Genomic DNA, 18,602 nt, shown 5'->3' with positions numbered 1-18,602 from the left:
GGCAGGTCAGCCCTCGGTGGCCTCGGAGGTGAGCAGGCCGGCGTCGATCTCGCGCATCGCGATCGAGAGCGGCTTCTCCTGCGGGCGCGTGTCCACCAGCGGGCCGACGTACTCGAGCAGACCCTCGTTGAGCTGCGAGTAGTAGGCGTTGATCTGACGCGCGCGCTTGGCCGAGTACAGGACGAGCGCGTACTTGGAGTCGGCGCGCTCGAGCAGACGGTCGATGGGCGGGTCGGTGATGCCGGTGGGGGCGGCGACGGTTCCGGACACGGTGATCTCCCGTACGTAAAGGGGTTGGACTGCCCTCATCCTACCTGGTCGCGATGCCCATCCCGCGGACCAGCTCGTCGGTCGCCCGGTGGACGTCGTCGTTGACGATCACCTGGTCGAACTCGGCCTCCGCGGCGAGCTCCACGCGCGCGGTCTCCAGGCGGCGCTCCCGCTCCTCCGCGTCCTCGGTCCCCCGGCCGACCAGCCGACGCTCGAGCTCCGCGAACGACGGGGGCGCCAGGAAGACGAAGTGCGCGCCGGGCATCGACTCGCGGACCTGCCGCGCACCCTGCAGGTCGATCTCCAGCAGTGCCGGCAACCCGGCGGCCAGACGCTCCTCGACGGGCCGTCGCGGCGTGCCGTATCGGTTGCGTCCGTGCACGACGGCCCACTCGAGCAGGTCGCCACGCTCGACCATGGCGTCGAACTCGTCGCCCGTCACGAACAGGTAGTGGACCCCGTCGACCTCGCCGGGCCGAGGGGGCCTCGTGGTCGCGGACACCGACAACCAGACCTCGGGATAGCGGGTCCGGACGTCGGCGGACACGGTGCCCTTGCCGACGGCGGTCGGTCCGGCGAGAACGGTCAACCGGGCTGGCGTCGTCGTCATGGGTGGCGCGGTGCTCCTCGAGATGCGCGGCGCGGCCCCCGACGTCACCCGAAGCGGTCGACGAGAGCCTTCACCTGGTGCGGCCCGAGACCACGCACGCGACGCGTCTCGGAGATTCCGATCTCGGAGATGATCGCACGCGCCTTGACCTTGCCCACGCCAGGCAGGGACTCGAGGAGCGCGAGGACCTTGAGCTTGCCGATCGTCTCGTCCGCCTGCCCCTGCGCGATCACCTCGGAGAGGGTCCCCTGCGAGTACTTGAGGCGATTCTTGACCTCAGCGCGGGCCTGCCGGGCGGCGGCGGCCTTCTGGAGCGCTGCCGCTCGTTGTTCGGGAGTCAGCGGAGGGAGTGCCACGCGCGTCACCTTCTCGTCAGTGGGCCGGCGACCCACGTGGAAGTGCGCGGGATCGTGAGAACGAAACTAGCGAGCGCCACCCTCATCGGCAATGCGGACGCGCGTTCAGCCGCCCGCGACCTGCACCGACACAGCCCGTCGAGCTCAGGACAACGCCGCAGCCGCCTCGTCCGAGGCCCGCCGGGCGGCCGCCCGCAGCGCGGCCACCGACGGGCCGGCGACGAGCACGCCGCGCGACGAGGACGCCAGCACCTGACCGCGCGCGGACCCGAAGACCTGGGCCAGCTCGCGCGGTCCCGCACCCTGCGCACCCACGCCGGGGGCGAGCAGCGGGCCGTTCACCGCGGCCAGGTCCACGCCGGTGCGGGCCGCCGCGTCTCCGACCGTCGCGCCCACGACGAGCCCGACCGACCCCATCGGCACCGCCCCCGCATTCAGCGCAGCCGCTCGCGCGGCCACGACGGCCGCGACGGTAGCGCCGTCCTCGGTGCGCGCGTGCTGCACCTCCCGGCCCTCCTTGTTGGAGGTCAGGCACAGGACGAACAGGCCCCGTCCGGATGAGAGCGCGAGGTCGACGGCGGGGTCGAGCGACCCGAACCCGAGGTACGGCGACACGGTCAGGGCATCACCGGCGAGCGGCGAGCCGTCGCGCAGGAAGGCGTCCGCGTACGCGCCCATGGTCGAGCCGATGTCCCCGCGCTTGGCGTCGACGATGACCAGAGTGCCGGACTCGCGGCCGACCGCGACGACCTCCTCGAGCACCGCCACCCCGGCAGAGCCGTGCCGCTCGAAGAACGCCGCCTGCGGCTTCACGGCGGCCACCTGGCCCCCGACCGCCTCGAGGACGGTCACGGCGAACCGTCGCAACCCCGAGGCGTCGTCCGGCAGGCCCCACGCGTCCAGCAGGCTCGTGTGGGGGTCGATGCCGACGCACAGCGGCCCGTGGGCCTCCATGGCGGCCGCCAGGCGCGTCCCGAACGGGGCGGTCACGTGCGGGCCGCCGCGCGTGCCTCACGGCGCACCAGAGCGGCCGCGTCGTGCTCCTGGAGGCTGGTCACCCGGAACGGTCCCGCCTGTCGCGCCTCGATGGCCTGGACCGCCGCACCCAGCTGCTGCACAGTGGTGACCATCGCCTTGTCCGCCGCGACCGTGGCCGCGCGGATCTCGTAGCCGTCGGCGCGAGCACCCTGGCCGGACGGGGTGTTCACCACGATGTCGACGTCGCCGGCGGTGATGAGGTCGACGATCGTCGGCTCCCCCGCCGCGCCGCGACCCGACGAGTACTTGCGGACGACCGTCGAGGCGATGCCGCTGCGGTGCAGGACCGCCGCGGTCCCCTCGGTCGCCAGGATCTCGAAGCCGAGCTCCGCCAGGCGCTTCACCGGGAAGACGATCGAGCGCTTGTCCCGGTCGGCGACAGAGATGAACGCCCGGCCGCCCGTGGGGAGTCCCCCGAACGCGGCGTCCTGCGACTTGGCGAACGCGGTCGGGAAGTCGACGTCGAAGCCCATGACCTCGCCCGTCGAGCGCATCTCCGGGCCGAGCACGGTGTCGACGACGACGCCCTCCTTGGTGCGGAACCGCTTGAACGGGAGCACCGCCTCCTTGACCGCGATCGGTGAGTCGAGGTCGAGGACGCTCGCGTCGTCCACGGGCAGGATGCCCATCGCGCGCAGGTCTGCGATCGAGCGCCCCGCCATGACCAGGGCCGCGGCCTTGGCCAGGGAGACCCCCGTGGCCTTGGAGACGAACGGCACCGTGCGCGACGCCCGCGGGTTGGCCTCGAGGACGTAGAGCACGTCGGAGACCAGGGCGAACTGGATGTTGAGCAGCCCGTGCACCCCCACGCCGCGCGCGATGGCCTCCGTGGACAGCCGGATGCGCTCCAGCTCCGAGGTCGAGAGCGTCACCGGCGGGAGCGTGCACGCGGAGTCGCCGGAGTGGATGCCGGCCTCCTCGATGTGCTCCATGACGCCGCCGAGGAACAGCTCCGTGCCGTCGAACAGGGCGTCGACGTCGATCTCGATGGCGTCGTCGAGGAAGCGGTCGATGAGCAGCGGCGGCAGCGTGCCCGCGCGCCCCCCGTCGGCCGCGTTGTCGAGCGCGCGCTTGACGTACTCGTCCAGCTGCGGCTCGCTGTAGACGATCTCCATGCCGCGGCCGCCGAGCACGTAGCTCGGCCGCACGAGCACCGGGAAGCCGATCCGGCGGGCCGTGTCGCGGGCGCCCGCCTGCGTGGTGGCGGTGCCGAACGCCGGAGCCGGCAGGCCCGCGGCCTCGAGCACCTTGCCGAACTCCCCCCGGTCCTCGGCGGCGTCGATCGCGGCCGGCGAGGTGCCGAGGATCGGCAGTCCCGCGTCGAGCAGGCGCTGGGCCAGCGACAGGGGCGTCTGACCGCCGAGCGTGACGATGAGGCCCTCGACGGGTCCGGCGGCGAGCTCGGCGGTGTAGACCTCGAGCACGTCCTCGAACGTCAGGGGCTCGAAGTACAGGCGGTCCGAGGTGTCGTAGTCCGTGGAGACCGTCTCGGGGTTGCAGTTGACCATGACGGTCTCGAACTCGCCCTTGAGCGCCAGCGCGGCGTGCACGCAGGAGTAGTCGAACTCGATGCCCTGGCCGATCCGGTTGGGGCCCGAGCCGAGGATGAGGATGGCCGGCCGCGTGCGCGGGGCGACCTCGGTCTCCTCGTCGTACGTGGAGTAGTGGTAGGGCGTGCTCGCGGCGAACTCGGCGGCGCAGGTGTCGACCGTCTTGAACACCGGCCGCAGGCCGACCGCGTGGCGTGCACGGCGCACCGCGTCCTCCGACGTCCGGCGCAGCGTCGCGATCTGCGCGTCCGACAGTCCGTGACGCTTCGCGTGCAGGAGCACGTCGCGGGTCAGGGCGTCGGCCGTGCGGGTCTGCTCGGCAACCTCGTTGACCAGCTGGATCTGGTCCAGGAACCAGGGGTCGATGCCCGTGAGCTCGTAGACCTTCTCCAGGGACACGCCGAACCGCAGCACCTGCTGCACGTCGACGAGGCGGTGCTCGGTGGGCCGCGAGATCGTCGCGACCAGCGCGTCGAGCGCGTCGCCCGCCAGCGCGTCGCCGGTCCAGTGGAAGACCGAGTCCTTCTTGTCGAGGGACCGCATCGCCTTCCCGAGCGCCTCGGTGAAGTTCCGTCCGAGCGCCATGGCCTCGCCGACCGACTTCATGGTCGTCGTGAGCGTGTCGTCCGCCGCGGGGAACTTCTCGAACGCGAACCGCGGGACCTTGACCACGACGTAGTCGAGCGTGGGCTCGAAGGACGCCGGCGTCGAGCCGCCGGTGATGTCGTTCGGGATCTCGTCCAGCGTGTAGCCGACCGCGAGCTTGGCGGCGATCTTGGCGATCGGGAAGCCGGTCGCCTTGGACGCCAGGGCCGACGAGCGCGAGACCCGAGGGTTCATCTCGATGACGACGATGCGGCCGGTGGACGGCTCGATGGCGAACTGGATGTTGCAGCCACCGGTGTCGACCCCGACCTCGCGGATGACGGCGATGCCGATGTCCCGCAGCCGCTGGTACTCGCGGTCGGTGAGGGTCAGCGCCGGGGCGACGGTGACCGAGTCGCCGGTGTGCACGCCGACCGGGTCGACGTTCTCGATCGAGCAGACGACCACGACGTTGTCGTGCTTGTCGCGCATGAGCTCGAGCTCGTACTCCTTCCAGCCGAGGATCGACTCCTCGAGGAGCACCTCGGTGGTGGGCGAGTAGTGCAGCCCCTGCCCGACGATGCGGCGCAGGTCGGTCTCGTCGTACGCGATGCCCGAGCCGAGTCCGCCCATGGTGAACGAGGGCCGCACGACGACCGGGTACAGGAGATCGTCGACGGCGGCGAGCGCGTCGTCGATGGTGTGCACGATCGCGGAGCGCGCGCTCTCGGCGCCGCAGACCTCCACGACCTCCTTGAACTGCTCGCGGTCCTCGCCCTTCTGGATCGACGCGATGTTGGCGCCGATCAGCTCGACGTCGTACTTCTCCAGCACGCCGGCCTCGTCCAGCGCGATCGCCGCGTTGAGGGCCGTCTGGCCACCCAGCGTCGGCAGGATCGCGTCCGGGCGCTCCTTGGCGATGATCGTGGTGAGGATCTCGGTGGTGATCGGCTCCACGTAGGTGGCGTCGGCGAACTCCGGGTCCGTCATGATCGTGGCCGGGTTGGAGTTCACCAGGATGACCCGCAGGCCCTCCTCCTTGAGCACGCGGCAGGCCTGCGTCCCCGAGTAGTCGAACTCGCACGCCTGGCCGATGACGATCGGGCCGGACCCGATGACGAGAACGCTCTTGATGTCTGTGCGCCGGGGCATCAGGCAGCACCCTTCTGTGCGTTCATGAGGTCGAGGAACCGGTCGAAGAGGTACGCGGCGTCGTGCGGACCGGCGGCCGCCTCCGGGTGGTACTGCACCGAGAACGCGGGGAGGTCGAGCGCTTGCAGGCCCTCGACGACGTCGTCGTTGAGGTCGACGTGGCTGACGACGACCCGGCCGTAGCGACCGCCGTCGTGCGGTGCGACGGACTCGCCGTCCAGCGGCGCGTCGACCGCGAACCCGTGGTTGTGCGCGGTGATCTCCACCTTGCCCGTCGCCCGGTCCATCACCGGCTGGTTCACGCCGCGGTGGCCGTAGCCCAGCTTGTATGTGCCGTAGCCGAGCGCGCGGCCCAGCAGCTGGTTGCCGTAGCAGATGCCGAAGAACGGGATCCGTCGGTCGAGCACGTCCCGCAGCAGGTCGATCTCGTGGGTCGCCGCGGCGGGGTCGCCGGGCCCGTTCGAGAAGAAGACGCCGTCGGGCGAGGTCGCCAGGACGTCGTCGATGGTCGCGTTGGAGGGCAGCACGTGGACCCGCACGCCGCGCTCGGCGAGGCGCTGCGGCGTCATCGCCTTGATGCCCAGGTCGACCGCCGCGACCGTCGCGACGTGCTCCCCGATCGGCTCGACCACGTAGGCGGCGTCCGTGGACACCTCGCCGGCCAGGTCGGCACCCGCCATCGCGGGCGCGGCCAGCACGACGTCGAGCAGCTCGTCGTCCGGCTTGCGCTCGCCGTTCTCGTCCAGCAGCGCGGCGCCGGAGAAGATGCCCGCGCGCATGACGCCACGCTCCCGCAGGTGACGGGTCAGCGCACGGGTGTCGATCTCGCTGATGCCGACGATCTCCTGCGCGACGAGGTCGTCGTCGAGCGTGCGGACCGACCGCCAGTTCGAGGCACGACGTGCGGGGTCGCGCACCACGTAGCCGGCCACCCAGATCCGCGACGACTCGTCGTCCTCGTCGTTCACGCCGGTGTTCCCGATGTGCGGGGCCGTCATGACGACGATCTGGCGGTGGTACGACGGGTCCGTGAGGGTCTCCTGGTAGCCGGTCATGCCGGTGTTGAAGACGATCTCGCCCAGCGTGGAGCCCTCGGCGCCGTACGGACGGCCGGTGAACGTCCGGCCGTCCTCGAGGACGAGCACCGCGTGCGGGGTGTCGGTGGCAGTCATGAGTTCTCCTCCTGCGCGGGCGCGGGGCCCGAGGTCAAGGTGGTCAGTGCGTCGATGAGCCGCTCGCGGTCCGCGGCGTGCTGGGGTCGCAGGCCGGTGTCCAGACCGCGCGGGTCCTCGGGGTCGGCCTGCCAGGTGAGGACGACGAGGCCCTCTCCCCCGACGACCTTGCCGGCCATGCCGGGCGCACGCGTCGCGTCCCGCAGGGCTGCGGTCGGCACGAAGAGGTCGGGCGCGCCCTGGCGGGTGATCCGCACGCCGGCGTCGAAGACGCTGACCTGCGCGGGGCTGCGCACCCCGAGCCCCTCGGCGGTGACCCGGTCGAGCCAGTCCCCCGCGCGGGTCGTCGAGACGTAGGTCGCGTCGACCGGCCCCAGCCGCTCGGCACCCAGTGCGGCGGGAGCGACCGGGAGGGCCGGGACAAGCGCCGACGACCGCCGCGTGCGGGCCTTCCAGCCGGCGCGCATGCCCCAGAACGCCACGATCACCACCAGGACGAGGACGACCGTGGAGACCGCCTGGCGGGTCACGAGCTGACCACCACGCTCTCGTCGCACGCCGACCCGTCCATCACGGTCGCGCGGCCGCGCAGCCACGTGGCGATCACGCAGCCCGACAGCTCGCGCCCGCGGAACGGCGAGTTCACGCTCTGCGTCGCCTGCTCCTCAGGCACCACGGTCCGGCGGATGCCCGGATCGACCAGCGTGAGGTTGGCCGGCTCCCCCACGGCGATCGGCCGGCCGTGGTCACTGACCCGACCGATGCGCGCCGGGGTGGTCGAGAGCACGCGGGCGACGTCGGCCCAGGTCATGCGGCCGGTGTCGACCATCGTCTCCTGCACGACGGACAGCGCGGTCTCGAGACCGGTCATGCCGAAGGCCGCGGCGCCCCACTCGCAGTCCTTGTCCTCGCGCGTGTGCGGCGCGTGGTCGGTGGCGACGATGTCGATCGTGCCGTCGGCCAGGCCCTCGCGGACCGCCTCGACGTCCCGCTGGGTGCGCAGGGGCGGGTTGACCTTGAACACCGGGTCGTACCCGCGGGCCAGCTCGTCGGTGAGCATGAGGTGGTGCGGGGTCACCTCTGCGGTGACGTCGATACCCCGGGACTTGGCCCAGCGGATGATCTCGACCGAGCCGGCCGTGGACAGGTGGCAGACGTGCAGCCGCGAGCCCACGTGCTCGGCGAGCAGCACGTCGCGGGCGATGATCGCCTCCTCCGCGACCGCGGGCCAGCCGGCCAGACCCAGCTCGGCGGAGACCACGCCCTCGTGCATCTGGGCGCCCTCGGTCAGCCGCGGCTCCTGCGCGTGCTGCGCGATGACCCCGTCGAACGCCTTGACGTACTCCAGGGCGCGCCGCATCACGACCGGGTCGTGCACGCACTTGCCGTCGTCGGAGAACACCCGGACCTGCGCCGCGGACTCGGCCATGGCGCCGAGCTCCGCCAGCCGCTCGCCCTCGAGGCCGACCGTGACGGCTCCGACCGGTCGCACGTCCACCCAGCCGGCGTCGCGCCCGAGCCGCCAGACCTGCTCGACGACGCCCGCGGTGTCCTGCGTCGGAGTCGTGTTCGCCATCGCGTGCACGGCGGTGAACCCGCCCATCGCGGCGGCGCGCGTGCCGGAGCGGACCGTCTCGGCGTCCTCCCGGCCCGGCTCGCGCAGGTGCGTGTGCAGGTCGACGAGGCCGGGCAGCAGAATCAGCCCGGCGCCGTTGATGATCACCGGGTCGGGGCCGGCCTGCGCCTCGGCGTCCGGCCCGATCGCCGCGATCACGCCGTCGGCGAGCAGCACGTCGGTCGTGCCGTCGCCGAGCGGGCTGACGTCCCGCAGCAGGTAGTTCCTCGTCACGCGTCCACCTTCGTCTCGTCGGAGCTCTTCTCGGGGGCCCCCGAACCCGCCGTTCGAGCAGGGGCGTCGCCGCCCGAGAGCAGCAGGTACAGGACGGCCATGCGGACCGCCACGCCGTTGGCCACCTGCTCGACGATGACCGCGCGCGGCGAGTCGGCGGCGTCGGCGGAGATCTCCAGGCCGCGGTTCATCGGACCGGGGTGCAGCACGATCGCGTGCTCCGGCAGCAGGGCGAGCCGGCGGGCGTCGAGGCCGTACCGGCGCGTGTACTCCAGCGGGCTCGGGAAGAACCCGCCCCCCGCGCTCGACATGCGCTCGCGCTGGACCCGCAGCATCATCACCGCGTCCGGCTTCTCGTCCGCGATGACCTCGTCCAGGTGGTACGAGACGCGCGCGGGCCAGGCAGCGACCCCGACGGGCAGCAGGGTCGGGGGCGCCACCAGCACGACCTCCGCGCCGAGCGTGTGCAGCAGGTGCACGTTGGAGCGTGCGACGCGGCTGTGCAGCACGTCGCCGACGATCGCCACGCGCAGCCCGACCAGGTCGCGACCGGTCACGTCGCCCGGACCGGACAGGTGCCGGCGCAGCGTGTACGCGTCGAGCAGCGCCTGCGTGGGGTGCTGGTGCATCCCGTCGCCCGCGTTGATGACGGCACCCGTGGTCCAGCCGGACGTGGCGAGCGTGTGCGGTGCCCCGGACGCGTGGTGCCTGATCACGACCGCGTCGGCGCCCATCGCCTGCAGCGTCAGGGCGGTGTCCTTGAGCGACTCGCCCTTGGAGACGCTGGACCCCTTCGCGGAGAAGTTGATGACGTCCGCCGACAACCGCTTGGCGGCGGTCTCGAACGAGATGCGGGTGCGCGTGGAGTCCTCGAAGAACAGGTTCACCACGGTGCGGCCGCGCAGCGTGGGCAGCTTCTTGATCTCCCGGCCCTGCGTGGCCGCCATCGAGCCGGCGGTGTCGAGGATCCGGACGGCGTCGGCGACGTCGAGGTCGGCGGTGGACAGCAGGTGCTTCATCGCACCCCTCCCTCGATCAGCACGGCGTCGCGGCCGTCGTTCTCCTCGAGCAGCACGCGGACGCGCTCGCTCGTGGACGTCGGCAGGTTCTTGCCGACGTAGTCGGCGCGGATGGGCAGCTCGCGGTGCCCACGGTCGACGAGCGCCGCCAGCTGGACCGCCCTCGGCCGGCCGAGGTCGCTGATCGCATCGAGGGCCGCCCGGATGGTGCGTCCCGAGAACAGGACGTCGTCGACGAGCACGACCACCTTGCCGTCCAGGCCTCCGCCCGGGATGTCCGTGGCGCCGATGGTCCGGGTGGGGTGGTGCGCGAGGTCGTCGCGGTACATCGTCACGTCGAGGCTGCCCACGAGGAGCGCGGGGTCGAGGCTCGGCTCGACCGCGATCAGGCGCTCGGCAAGACGACGCGCGAGCGGCAGGCCTCGGGTGGGGATGCCCAGCAGGACGACGTCGGCGCCGCCCTTGTTGCGTTCGAGGATCTCGTGCGCGATGCGGGTGAGGGCCCGGCCGATCTCCGGGGCGCCGAGGACCACGTTGGCGTCGTCGTCGACAGCATCCGAGGCGGGCGCGGGCGTACCTGTGCTCATCAAGCAAACTCCTTCCCCGCCTCACTGGACGGGTCTTAAAGGAATGTCTCTGCGGCGCTCACCCTACCGCCCGCGAACGGTCCTCCGGACGCGACGTCCATCACGTGCCACGTGCAGGAACGCACCTCCGTCACCCGGATGCCACGTCATCCTGGGGCAACGATGTGACGATGCCCCCATCGTGCTCGGAACCGTTCCTACGTGGGTCACCGTGCTGCAGCTTCTCGCTGCAGGCCTGGTCGGCGGCTTCTGCGTGCTCCAGTGGGTGTGGTGGCGCGGGGAGGTCCGGCCGGCCAGCGCCGCCTGGTCCCTCGCCTGGTCGATCCACATGGCGCTGGTGCTCCTGGCCGGTGGGCTGTTCGCGCTGACCACGCCCGGCACCGTGCGCGACGTCCTCGTCTTCGTCCACGCGCAGCTCGTCGCCGGCTTCCTCGTCATCGCGATCCCCGCCACGCGGGCCATCGCTGGTGGACCGAGCACCCGGTACTGGCTCTGGGCCACGATCGCCCTCTTCGTCGCACGCGCAGGGCTCTGGTGGATCCCGCTCGACAGCTACGTCCCCGATGCCGACGTGCTCTCGGCCGCACTGCTGCTGGCGCCCGCGGCCGTCGTCGTGTCCTACGTCGTGGTCGCGGTCGGCCGGACCCGGGTGACCGCCTTCGGGTTGCTCCTCGTCATCGCCGGTGCCGAGTCGCTCGCCATCTTCACCGCGGGCGTGCTGGTGCGCGACTTCACGTTCGGAGCCATGTGCGCCGCGCTGTGGGCCATCCCGCTCGCCGTCGGCATCGAGGTGCTCGCGCTCTACCGGCTGCGCGACGCCCAGGACGCGGCCGTCCGTCAGCACCAGATGCGCGACGCCCTGGCCCGGCTCGCCAACTCCGCCTGGTTCGTCAAGGACGCCGACGGCCTGCTCCTCACGGCCCGCGACGAGGCCCGGACGATCCTGCGCGACCCCAGCATCGAGGGATCGCTGCGGCCCATCGCCCGCGACCGCTTCGTCACCGAGCTGTTCTCCTCCGACAAGGTCGAGCACCCCCCGGCCGCGCGGACCTTCCTCATCGACCTCGCGCAGATCGTCTCCGCGGCCGCGGAGCGCTACCAGCTGAGCGAGCGGCTGCACACCACGGCCTTCGCCGACCCGCTCACACGCCTGCCCAACCGCCGAGCGGTCGAGGAGCACCTCCTGGCCACGCTGGAGCGGGCGAACGTCGAGCGCACCCGGGTCTCCCTCATCTACTGCGACCTCGACGGGTTCAAGCGGGTCAACGACTCCTTCGGTCACGCCCACGGGGACGCGCTGCTCGTCCGCGTCGCCGACTACCTGCGCAACGCGCTCTCGGACCATGAGGCGTACGTCGGGCGTGTCGGCGGCGACGAGTTCGTCGTCGTGCTCGGCCGGGCGCCCCAGGACGCGGACCTGGTCGCGATCGCCCGGGCGATCCGCGAGGGGTTCATCGACCGCGCCGGCGGCAGCCGACCTGCTCGACTCACCGTCGGCGTCGCCACGTGGCTCCCCGGCGACGTCGTGGACGCCGACGCCCTGGTCCGGCACGCCGACACGGCGATGCTCGAGGCCAAGCGCTCCCGGTCCGGGTTCCGGGTCTTCGACCGGGCGCTGCGCCGCCGGGTCGAGGCGGAGCGACACCAGCGGGCCGCGCTCGAGGCGGCGGTGGCCGACGGTCACTTCACCGCCTACTTCCAGCCGATCGTGGACGCCGAGTCGCTCGAGATCGTCCAGGTCGAGGCGCTCGCACGGTGGGACCACCACGGCCACCTCATCCTCCCGGCCGACTGGCTCGAGCTGGCCGAGGAGTCGGGCCTGATCGTGCCCATCGGGCTCGAGGTGCTGCGCCAGGCCCGTCGGGCGCTCGAGCGGTTCCAGATGCCCGTGTCGGTGAACGTCGCGGCTCGCCAGCTGGCCGAGCCGGACGCCCTCGAGCAGATCGAGACCGCCTGGGGCGACGCCTTCTGGGAGCACCTCACCCTGGAGATCACCGAGAGCGCCCTCGTGCGGACGTCGTCGGCGGTCCCCGTGCTCTCGGAGCTGCGAGCCCGCGGAGCCCGGATCGCGGTCGACGACTTCGGCACCGGCTACAGCTCGTTGGCGCGGATCGCCCGGCTGCCCGTCGACGAGCTGAAGATCGACCGGTCGTTCGTGCGGGACATGGGCTCCGAGCGCGGCCGTGGCGTCGTCCGGGCCATCGTCGCCCTCGCGCAGACCCACGGTCTCGGGATCGTGGCCGAGGGTGTCGAGACGCCGATGCAGCTCACCGCGCTCGCCGCGATGGGGGTGACCCGCGTGCAGGGCAACTTCCTCGGCAGGGCTGCTCCCAATCTCCCGGTCCGCGGTCCGCGGCCGACCACCGGCGCGATGGCGATCGTCCCCGAGCCGGCCCGCCCGCTGCGTTCGCTCGGCGTGCCGACGCCGAGCACCGGCCGCGACGGCGTGCGCCTCACGGCGGTCCCGCGCCCCTGACGCCCGTTCGCGGCTACTGCTCGAGCGCCTCGGGAGCGATCGCCGCCGCGATGCTCGCCACCATCTCGTCCCACAGCCGGTGCGCGTCCGCGCTGCGGGAGATGACCAGGTGCTCCGAGCCGCCCCAGAACGTCCAGACGACGGACATCTGCGGGATCGAGGGCATCGGCGCGCCGTCGGCACCTGCGGCCGAGAACCCGCGCACGACGGCGTCGTCGGTGATCTCCTCGACCGCGGCCCGCAGCGCCGGTGCGCGCCCGCTCTCCCGGTAGAGGGTCAGCTGCGCGTCCGGGGTCGCCAGGAAGTCGGTCACGAAGTCCGTGGCGGCCGCCGCGCGCAGGCTCGAGCTGTTGACGAACGCGCCCTGCACGCCCACGAACGGCTGGGACGGCAGCGGGCCGGCGGGCGGCACCGGCAGGACGCTGATCTGCAGGCCGGCGTCCACGAACTCCCCCGTGTTCCACGGACCGGTGACGATGTACGGCGACTCACCGGCCAGGAAGGCCGCCTTGGCGACGTCGGACGTGATGGCGGGGTCGAGCACGCCCTGCTCCCCGAGCGCGGCGAGGTAGTCCGCGTACGCGTGGCCGGCGTCCCCGCCGAGCGCCAGCTGGTCCGAGTAGGAGCCGTCCTCGTTGGTGGCGAACACCGGAGCACCGAACGAGGTCTGCAGCGGGTAGAGGTGGTACGGGTCGCTCGCGGCCTCGGTCTGCTGCAGCAGCACCGGGTAGGCGGCGGCGCCGCGCTCGACGACCTCCTGGCCCTGCGCGACCAGCGCGTCGAACGTCGCCGGCGTCGACGAGACGAGCGCGTCGTTGCGGACCAGCGCCACGTTCTCGGTCGACAGCGGGACGCCGTAGGTCACGTGGTCGTACGCCATGGCCTCGACCGCGACGGGCACGAACGCGGTGGGGTCCGGCAGCTCGACCGGCAGGACGCTGCCCGTCGACACCAGCTGTCCGAGCCAGTCGTGCGCACCGATGAGGACGTCGGGCCCGTCCCCGCGGTCGACGGCCTGGGAGTAGTCGTCGCGGATGGTCTCGTTGTCGTGCCCGACCACGTGGACCGCGACACCGGTGTCGGCCGTGTACTGCTCCCCGAGCGACTCGAGCGCCGCGGTCCTGGACTCGTCGGCCCACACGGTGATCTCCGCGCTGGGGTCGAGGGCGCTCTGCGCGCTGCTGGAGCACGACGTGAGTGCAAGAACGGCCAGGGGCGCGGCGAGGAGGGCGGCGTAGCGGATGCGACGGTGCATCGGTGGCTCCGGGGTTCGACGGGCGGGCACGACCCGTCGTCGGGCCGCGGCGTGCCCGAGGTTAGGGGCGCAGCACGACCGGTGCAAGGCGTTGCTGCAACTTGCAGTCACCTGTTGTGGGCCCCACCTGCGCATTCGCCCCATCCGGTCGCACCACGATCACCCGGACGGCCGAGACCCGGGAACGACGACGCCCGCGCTCCCCTGGGATGCGCGGGCGTCGACTGCAGGTCAGGCGAGCAGCGTCGGCTTGAGGTCGACGATGCGGCCCAGGAGGCCGTTGACGAACTGCGGCGAGTCGTCCGTGGAGAGCGACCGCGCCAGCTCGACGGCCTCGTCCACGGCGACCGCGTCCGGGACATCGTCGTTGAACAGGATCTCCCACGTGCCGATGCGCAGCAGGGCACGGTCGACCGCGGGCATCCGGTCGATGGTCCAGCCGTGGGCGTGCGTCGCCAGCAGCTCGTCGATCCGGTCCTGCTCGGCGATCACGCCCTCGACCACGTCCACCGAGTACTGCGGCAGCGAGGCCTCCGTGCCGGGGTGCGCGATGCGGTCCGCGAGCAGGCTCACGGGGTCGATGCCGCGCTGGTCGGCCTCGAAGAGGACGTCGAGGGCCCGCTTACGGGCCTTGGTGCGAGCTCCCACCTCAGTCGCTCACGCGGCCCAGGTAGCTCCCGTCACGGGTGTCCACCTTGACCTTCGTGTTCGCCTCGAGGAACAGCGGCACCTGGATCTCGTAGCCGGTCTCCAGCGTCGCGGGCTTGGTGCCGGCCGACGAGCGGTCGCCCTGCAGGCCGGGCTCGGTGTAGGTGACCTCGAGGATCACCGACGGCGGGAGCTCGACGTACAGCGGCACGCCCTCGTTCGTCGCCACCATCGCGTTCTGGTTCTCGAGGAGGAAGTGCGAGACGTCGCCGACCGTGACCTCGGGGATGTGGATCTGGTCGTACGTGTCCGTGTCCATGAACACGAAGTCCGTGCCGTCCTTGTACAGGTACTGCATGTCGCGCTTGTCGACGTTCGCCGTCTCGACCTTCAGGCCGGCGTTGAACGTCCGGTCGACGACCTTGCCCGACATGACGTTCTTCAGCTTGGTGCGGACGAAGGCGCCACCCTTGCCGGGCTTGACGTGCTGGAACTCGATCACGGTCCACAGCTGGCCGTCGATCTTCAGCACGGTGCCGTTCTTGAGGTCGTTGGTGGTCGCCACGATCGTCGCTTCCTGTCGAGTGAGTTCTGTGCGGTCCGCCGGAGGCGCGGCCCCTGCAGGGCGTGCGCGGCCTCCCCGGCCGCAGACCGCCGACCATCGTACCGTGCGGCGACCTGCCCACCGTCACACCCGGGCGGCGACGACCTCCAGCGCGAGGCGGTAGCCGAGCACGCCGAAGCCGGCGACCGTGCCCGTGGCGATCGGTCCGATCACCGAGACGTGCCGGAACGACTCGCGCGCGTACGGGTTGGACAGGTGCACCTCGACCAGCACGAGCCCCGCGTGCGTGACCTGCGCGGCGGCGTCCCGCAAGGCGTAGGAGTAGTGCGTGAACGCCGCCGGGTTGAGCGCCACGTGGGCGCGCGCGTCGACGGCCTCGTGCAGCCAGCCGACCAGCACGGACTCGTCGTCGGTCTGGCGCACCTCGACCTCGAGGCCGAGCTCGTCGGCCCAGCCGGAGACGGACACCACCAGGTCTGCGTGCGTCGCCGAGCCGTACACCTCGGGCTCCCGCACCCCCAGCCGACCGAGGTTGGGACCGTTGAGCACCAGCACGCGCGTCATGCCGGGAAGCCTAGGTGACGGTCGTGCTGGTCAGAGGGAGATCGCTCGCGACGGCGCCGGGGCGCCCTCGCTCAGCTCGGCGTACGCCGCGGCCAGGAGCGTGGGATCGGGGCCCTCGAGGCGCACGGGCTTGCCGATGTCCTCCAGCACGACGAACCGCAGCAGGTCCCCGCGGGTCTTCTTGTCCCGTCGCATGGCGGCGAGGAGCCGGTCCCAGCGGTCCCCGCGGTAGGTGACAGGCAGCCCGAGCGAGGTGAGGATCGCGCGGTGCCGGTCGACGACCTCGTCGGGGAGCCGCCCGGCCAGCCGCGCGAGCTCGGCGACGTAGACCATGCCCACCGAGACAGCCGCGCCGTGCCGCCACTGGAAGCGCTCGACGTGCTCGATCGCGTGGGCGAACGTGTGCCCGTAGTTGAGGATCTCGCGCAGCCCGCCCTCGCGCAGGTCCTCCCCCACCACCCGGGCCTTGACCGCCACCGCGCGCTCGACGAGCTCGAGCAGCACGGGCGACGACGCCGCCGACACGGGATCGGTGAGGACGTCGGTGTGCGCCTCGACGAGCTCGAGGATGCGCGGGTCCGCGATGAAGCCGCACTTGACCACCTCGGCCAGCCCGGCGACGAAGTCGTGCTTCGACATGGACTCCAGCGCGGCGAGGTCGCAGAGCACCCCGGCGGGTGGGTGGAACGCGCCGACGAGATTCTTGCCCTCCGCGGTGTTGATCCCCGTCTTGCCCCCGACGGCGGCGTCGACCATCGCGAGCAGCGTGGTGGGCACGTGGACCACACGGATGCCACGCAGCCACGTCGCGGCGACGAACCCGCCGAGGTCCGTCGTCGCGCCCCCGCCCACCGCCACGATCGCGTCGGTGCGTGTGAAGTCCGCCTGCCCGAGCACCTGCCACAGGAACGCTGCCACCTGGGCCGTCTTGGCCTCCTCCGCGTCCGGCACCTCGGCGATGAACGCCTCGTACCCGTGCGCCCGCAGGTCCTCCCGGACGGCGTCGGCGGTCGTCGCCAGCGCCGCCGGGTGCACCACCAGGACCCGGCGGACTCCCGGCCCTACCAGGTCGGGGAGTGCACCGAGCAGGTTCCTGCCGATCACGACGTCGTACGGCTGGTCCCCGGACACGCGGACGGTCCGCGACTCGGTCATGACGTGCTCCCCTCGCCGCGGCGCAGGACCGCGAGCTCCTGTTCGATCAGCTCCGCGACGTCGGCGGGCCGCTGGCCGTCCGTCAGTACGCGGACGGTGGCCAGGCGCTCGTACACGGGCCTCCGTGCCTCCATGAGTGCCTGCCACTGCGCCCGCGGGTTGCCCAGCAGCAGCGGCCGCGACTGGTTGAAGCCCACGCGGGGCGCGGCATGGGCCAGCGTCACGTCGAGGAACACGATCACTCCCCCGCCCGCCGCGTACGCGGTCAGCAGCTCCTGGGTGGTCTCGTCCAGGACCGCCCCGCCGCCGAGCGCCAGGACGCCGTCGTGCTCGGCGAGCGCGTCCCGGACCGCGTCCCGCTCCAGCCCGCGGAACACGGGCTCGCCGTCCTCCACGAAGATCTCGGCGATCGACTTCCCCGCCGTCGCCTCGACGTCGGAGTCCGTGTCCCGCACGGCCAGCTGCCACCGCTCCCCGAGGGCGAGCGCGACCGTGGACTTGCCGGACCCGGGAGGTCCGACGAGGACGATGTGCGGGCCCGGCGCCGGGCTCACGCGAGCAGGTCCGGGATCGACGCGACATACGCCTCGAGGTTCCGGCGGACCTCCGCGACGGAGTCGCCGCCCGTCTTGGCGAGCAGCGCGTCGGCCAGCACGAGGGCGACCATCGCCTCGGCGACGACCGCGGCCGGCGGGACCGCGCAGACGTCCGAGCGCTGGTGCTGGGCCTTGGCGGCCTCACCCGTCGCGGTGTCGACCGTGTCGAGCGCACGCGGCACCGTGGAGATCGGCTTCATCGCGGCACGCACCCGGAGGATCTCGCCGTTGGTCATCCCGCCCTCGAGACCGCCGGCGCGGTTGGTCCGGCGCACGATCCGCCCGGAGGCGTCCCGCTCGATCTCGTCGTGCGCCTGCGACCCGCGCCGCGCCGCGGTGCGGAAACCGTCACCGACCTCGACGCCCTTGATGGCCTGGATGCCCATGAGCGCGGCCGCCAGCAGCCCGTCGAGGCGGCGGTCGGAGTGCACGTAGGAGCCGAGGCCGGACGGCAGTCCGTACGCGAGCACCTCGACGACGCCGCCGAGCGTGTCGCCGTCCTTGTGGCACTCGTCGATCTCCGCGACCATCGCGGCCGAGGCCGCCGGGTCGAAGCAGCGCACCGGGTCGGCGTCGAGCGCCGCGGCGTCGTCCGGCGTCGGAAGTGCGGCGTCGTCCGGCGCGAACACGGGTCCGATGCTCACGACGTGCGACACCAGCCGCACACCGGCTGCCTGCTCGAGGAACCGCGCCGCGACGGTGCCGAGCGCGACGCGGGTGGCCGTCTCCCGGGCACTGGCGCGCTCGAGCACGGGCCGCGCGTCGTCGAAACCGTACTTGCGCATGCCGACCAGGTCCGCGTGCCCGGGTCGAGGCCGGGTGAGCGGTGCATTTCGCGCCCGGAGCAGCACGTCGGGGTCTGCCACCGGGTCCGACGACATGACGTCGACCCACTTGGGCCACTCGGTGTTCCCGATCTCGATCGCGATCGGACCGCCCTGCGTACGACCGTGCCGCACCCCGCCGAGCAACCGCACCTCGTCCTGCTCGAACTTCATCCGCGCACCGCGGCCGTACCCGAGCCGCCGCCGGGCGAGCGCCTCCTGGATGTCGGAGCTCTGCACCTCGACGTCCGCCGGGAGGCCCTCGAGGATGCCGACGAGCGCCGGACCATGGGACTCACCGGAGGTCAACCAACGCAGCATGGACGGATCC

At 72.3% G+C, this 18,602-nt stretch carries 18 protein-coding genes; 1 reads left to right on the top strand and 17 read right to left on the bottom strand.

What is annotated here, in order from left to right:
* Positions 1–6: 6 nt before the first annotated feature.
* From rpoZ to pyrR, 10 genes are all read right to left on the bottom strand, one after another.
* Complete coding sequence (gene rpoZ / locus AC1DXT_RS14480; protein ID WP_028046344.1) at positions 7–270, bottom strand: DNA-directed RNA polymerase subunit omega; 264 nt, start codon at positions 268–270, stop codon at positions 7–9.
* 40 nt (positions 271–310) lie between these two features.
* Positions 311–880 carry a guanylate kinase gene (gene gmk / locus AC1DXT_RS14475; protein ID WP_477062004.1) on the bottom strand — a complete coding sequence of 190 codons (570 nt, stop codon included), beginning with the start codon at positions 878–880 and terminating at the stop codon, positions 311–313.
* A gap of 44 nt (positions 881–924) precedes the next feature.
* A complete protein-coding gene (gene mihF / locus AC1DXT_RS14470; protein ID WP_028046342.1) occupies positions 925–1,236 on the bottom strand; it encodes an integration host factor, actinobacterial type in 312 nt (103 codons plus the stop codon).
* Positions 1,237–1,380: 144 nt separating this feature from the next.
* Positions 1,381–2,226: an orotidine-5'-phosphate decarboxylase gene (pyrF, locus tag AC1DXT_RS14465; protein WP_477062003.1), complete on the bottom strand. Its 846-nt coding sequence runs from the start codon at positions 2,224–2,226 to the stop codon at positions 1,381–1,383.
* Positions 2,223–5,561, bottom strand: a complete 3,339-nt coding sequence (gene carB / locus AC1DXT_RS14460) for a carbamoyl-phosphate synthase large subunit (RefSeq protein ID WP_477062002.1) — start codon at positions 5,559–5,561, stop codon at positions 2,223–2,225. The genes pyrF and carB overlap by 4 nt, the downstream gene beginning before the upstream one ends.
* Complete coding sequence (carA, locus tag AC1DXT_RS14455) at positions 5,561–6,733, bottom strand: glutamine-hydrolyzing carbamoyl-phosphate synthase small subunit (protein ID WP_477062001.1); 1,173 nt, start codon at positions 6,731–6,733, stop codon at positions 5,561–5,563. The genes carB and carA overlap by 1 nt, the downstream gene beginning before the upstream one ends.
* Positions 6,730–7,263 (bottom strand): PH-like domain-containing protein, encoded by a 534-nt coding sequence (locus AC1DXT_RS14450; protein WP_477062000.1) that lies wholly within the window; start codon positions 7,261–7,263, stop codon positions 6,730–6,732. Before AC1DXT_RS14450 ends, carA begins: the two co-directional genes overlap by 4 nt.
* Entirely contained in the window at positions 7,260–8,582 is a 1,323-nt protein-coding gene (locus AC1DXT_RS14445) for a dihydroorotase (RefSeq protein ID WP_477061999.1), read from the bottom strand. The genes AC1DXT_RS14450 and AC1DXT_RS14445 overlap by 4 nt, the downstream gene beginning before the upstream one ends.
* A complete protein-coding gene (locus AC1DXT_RS14440; protein WP_477061998.1) occupies positions 8,579–9,601 on the bottom strand; it encodes an aspartate carbamoyltransferase catalytic subunit in 1,023 nt (340 codons plus the stop codon). Before AC1DXT_RS14440 ends, AC1DXT_RS14445 begins: the two co-directional genes overlap by 4 nt.
* Entirely contained in the window at positions 9,598–10,188 is a 591-nt protein-coding gene (gene pyrR, locus AC1DXT_RS14435) for a bifunctional pyr operon transcriptional regulator/uracil phosphoribosyltransferase PyrR (RefSeq protein ID WP_056094934.1), read from the bottom strand. The genes AC1DXT_RS14440 and pyrR overlap by 4 nt, the downstream gene beginning before the upstream one ends.
* 211 nt (positions 10,189–10,399) lie before the next feature.
* On the opposite strand from pyrR, the gene AC1DXT_RS14430 reads away from it, so the two are divergent.
* Complete coding sequence (locus AC1DXT_RS14430; protein ID WP_477061997.1) at positions 10,400–12,664, top strand: putative bifunctional diguanylate cyclase/phosphodiesterase; 2,265 nt, start codon at positions 10,400–10,402, stop codon at positions 12,662–12,664.
* A gap of 13 nt (positions 12,665–12,677) precedes the next feature.
* On the opposite strand, the gene AC1DXT_RS14425 is transcribed toward AC1DXT_RS14430, so the two are convergent.
* The 7 genes from AC1DXT_RS14425 to aroC form a co-directional block, all read right to left on the bottom strand.
* A complete protein-coding gene (locus AC1DXT_RS14425) occupies positions 12,678–13,919 on the bottom strand; it encodes a sugar ABC transporter substrate-binding protein (RefSeq protein WP_477061996.1) in 1,242 nt (413 codons plus the stop codon).
* Positions 13,920–14,150: 231 nt separating this feature from the next.
* Positions 14,151–14,567: a transcription antitermination factor NusB gene (gene nusB / locus AC1DXT_RS14420; RefSeq protein WP_477061995.1), complete on the bottom strand. Its 417-nt coding sequence runs from the start codon at positions 14,565–14,567 to the stop codon at positions 14,151–14,153.
* Between the two features lies 1 nt (position 14,568).
* On the bottom strand, positions 14,569–15,132 hold the full coding sequence (gene efp, locus AC1DXT_RS14415; RefSeq protein ID WP_056094949.1) for an elongation factor P: 564 nt from the start codon (positions 15,130–15,132) through the stop codon (positions 14,569–14,571).
* 123 nt (positions 15,133–15,255) lie between these two features.
* Positions 15,256–15,696: a type II 3-dehydroquinate dehydratase gene (locus AC1DXT_RS14410; RefSeq protein ID WP_477061994.1), complete on the bottom strand. Its 441-nt coding sequence runs from the start codon at positions 15,694–15,696 to the stop codon at positions 15,256–15,258.
* 30 nt (positions 15,697–15,726) lie between these two features.
* Positions 15,727–16,851, bottom strand: coding sequence for a 3-dehydroquinate synthase (gene aroB, locus AC1DXT_RS14405; protein ID WP_477061993.1), 1,125 nt, complete (start codon positions 16,849–16,851; stop codon positions 15,727–15,729).
* Positions 16,848–17,405 carry a shikimate kinase gene (locus AC1DXT_RS14400; protein ID WP_477061992.1) on the bottom strand — a complete coding sequence of 186 codons (558 nt, stop codon included), beginning with the start codon at positions 17,403–17,405 and terminating at the stop codon, positions 16,848–16,850. The genes aroB and AC1DXT_RS14400 overlap by 4 nt, the downstream gene beginning before the upstream one ends.
* On the bottom strand, positions 17,402–18,592 hold the full coding sequence (gene aroC, locus AC1DXT_RS14395; RefSeq protein WP_477061991.1) for a chorismate synthase: 1,191 nt from the start codon (positions 18,590–18,592) through the stop codon (positions 17,402–17,404). The genes AC1DXT_RS14400 and aroC overlap by 4 nt, the downstream gene beginning before the upstream one ends.
* Positions 18,593–18,602 lie beyond the last annotated feature (10 nt).

The sequence above is a fragment of the Cellulomonas sp. P1_G12_2 genome (genome assembly GCF_056405535.1).
This window is presented reverse-complemented; position numbering and strand designations above follow the sequence as displayed.

What these genes read in the sequence shown, in the direction of transcription:
- aroB (WP_477061993.1), bottom strand. Translation starts at nt 16,851, where the DNA reads ATGACCGAGTCGCGGACCGTCCGCGTGTCCGGGGACCAGCCGTACGAC.
- AC1DXT_RS14410 (WP_477061994.1), bottom strand. Translation starts at nt 15,696, where the DNA reads ATGACGCGCGTGCTGGTGCTCAACGGTCCCAACCTCGGTCGGCTGGGG.
- aroC (WP_477061991.1), bottom strand. Translation starts at nt 18,592, where the DNA reads ATGCTGCGTTGGTTGACCTCCGGTGAGTCCCATGGTCCGGCGCTCGTC.
- AC1DXT_RS14440 (WP_477061998.1), bottom strand. Translation starts at nt 9,601, where the DNA reads ATGAAGCACCTGCTGTCCACCGCCGACCTCGACGTCGCCGACGCCGTC.
- AC1DXT_RS14425 (WP_477061996.1), bottom strand. Translation starts at nt 13,919, where the DNA reads ATGCACCGTCGCATCCGCTACGCCGCCCTCCTCGCCGCGCCCCTGGCC.
- pyrR (WP_056094934.1), bottom strand. Translation starts at nt 10,188, where the DNA reads ATGAGCACAGGTACGCCCGCGCCCGCCTCGGATGCTGTCGACGACGAC.
- gmk (WP_477062004.1), bottom strand. Translation starts at nt 880, where the DNA reads ATGACGACGACGCCAGCCCGGTTGACCGTTCTCGCCGGACCGACCGCC.
- carA (WP_477062001.1), bottom strand. Translation starts at nt 6,733, where the DNA reads ATGACTGCCACCGACACCCCGCACGCGGTGCTCGTCCTCGAGGACGGC.
- carB (WP_477062002.1), bottom strand. Translation starts at nt 5,561, where the DNA reads ATGCCCCGGCGCACAGACATCAAGAGCGTTCTCGTCATCGGGTCCGGC.